Origin of the sequence: Marinobacter zhanjiangensis, from assembly GCF_014651935.1 — a bacterium.
In the GTDB taxonomy this organism is placed as follows: domain Bacteria; phylum Pseudomonadota; class Gammaproteobacteria; order Pseudomonadales; family Oleiphilaceae; genus Marinobacter; species Marinobacter zhanjiangensis.
Window position 1 is genome coordinate 1 of the sequence record NZ_BMXV01000015.1, and the last position, 1,560, is coordinate 1,560.

The window sequence follows — 1,560 nt, forward strand, 5'->3', positions numbered from 1 at the left end:
AGCCCGGATTTCTCATAGGCCGCCAACAAGTCTCGCAGACGGGTCGACCTATCGCCATACCGGTTCAGGTCAGGGTCTAACCGCTTAATATTTAATCAGTAGCGGTCCTCCGGACACACTACCCCCTTTCCCCCATTGCGTCGGGCCGGGGGAGCCCAGGGTTCTATCCCGGAACCAGTCGGCGCACCAGATCTGAGAGTTCATCTTTGTACGGGTAGGCATCACTCATCAGCACCCGAACTCGACGGGTATTGCGGATGATCACCGCACCCACCTTGATCAGCTTGAGTCTCAGTGTGCTGGCGCTCATGCGCTCGAACGGTGTCTTCCTCAGGTGGCTCCGCAGCCGTTCGAACAAGGTGTAGGCAAAGCCCGACAGGATCAATCGCCACTGGTTGGTCCACCAGTGGGTGCTGGAGGTGCGATCAGCAAACAGGCTCAGTTGCTGGTCCTTGATCCGGTTTTCCATGTCACCCCGGGCACAGTACTGCTCGTAGTAGAGCTTGAAGCCGTCATCGTAACGGGAGCTGATGATGAACCGGGGATTGGAGCCCAGCTCGCCTTCTTCCAGACGCGCCACCACCCAGCGAGGGTATTTCCAGGACTTGGCCTGGTACTGGAAGCGGAAGGTCTGTGCCACCTTTTCATCCAGCTGCCGGTGCGCTTTGCGCACCAGCATCATGGGCACGTCCACTTCCTTGAGCAGGCGGCTGTTCTTGCTGATGCCCACGATGTAATCGACGTTGTTCCGGTCACACCAACTCAGGATCCGGGGGCGATAAAAACCACTGTCACCACGGAACACGATGCGGGTATCTGGCCAGTACTGCCGGATAAACCGCACCAGTAGTGCCAGGATCGCCCAGCTGTGCCGGCTGTCGCTGCGGTTGCTGGTGCGCAGGTAACTGACCAGCAGGTGGCGACCACAGAACACGTACAGCGGAAAGTAGCAATGGTGATCGTAGTAACCGTTGAAGAACTTACCCGGCTGATCCCCGTGGACCGGAATATCGGTGCCATCAAAGTCCAACACAATTTCCTTCGGCGGCTCGTCATGCTGCTCAATGAAGTGGTGCCAGAGCAGCTCGTGGGCCTTCACCACCGCCTGCCGGTCTGCTCGCTGCTCCATCCGACATAGCGTGGATTTGCCGGCCAGATCATTGTCCTGGCCAACCGCTGTTTGAAGTGCCTGATCAAAGCGCAGGGCTTCGTGGTCATTGAGGTCTTCATAACCGGCCGCCACGCCGAAGACCCGCTGGCGAACCATGGTGTCCAGCCTGTGGCGGACCATTTCCGGTGTTCGTGGGTCTTGCAGTACTGAGGCCAGGCGACGAGTCAGTCGATGCTGCTTGTCGACTTCACGGAGCAGCAGTAATCCGGCATCGGAGGTAATGTGGCCACCGGAGAAATCGGCTTCAATCTGGCGGCGTACGAGTGGCGAGAAGGTCAGTTTTTCAGGTACCATTTTGGAAGCGGCTGTTGGTGCTTGGTGGATTGGTTAGGCTCTTGAAACCATAGCACTTTCAGCCGCTTTCTTTTATCCCCAGTGAGAAATCCGGG

At 57.8% G+C, this 1,560-nt stretch carries 1 protein-coding gene; it reads right to left on the reverse strand.

Going from position 1 to position 1,560, the window contains the following annotated elements; genetic code table 11:
- Positions 1 to 163: 163 nt before the first annotated feature.
- Positions 164 to 1,465 carry an IS1380 family transposase gene (locus IE079_RS18640; RefSeq protein ID WP_189578638.1) on the reverse strand — a complete coding sequence of 434 codons (1,302 nt, stop codon included), beginning with the start codon at positions 1,463 to 1,465 and terminating at the stop codon, positions 164 to 166.
- Between the last annotated feature and the right edge of the window lie 95 nt (positions 1,466 to 1,560).

Excerpts from the sequence above, each read along its gene's own strand:
- IE079_RS18640 (WP_189578638.1), bottom strand. The coding sequence starts at position 1,465 with ATGGTACCTGAAAAACTGACCTTCTCGCCACTCGTACGCCGCCAGATT.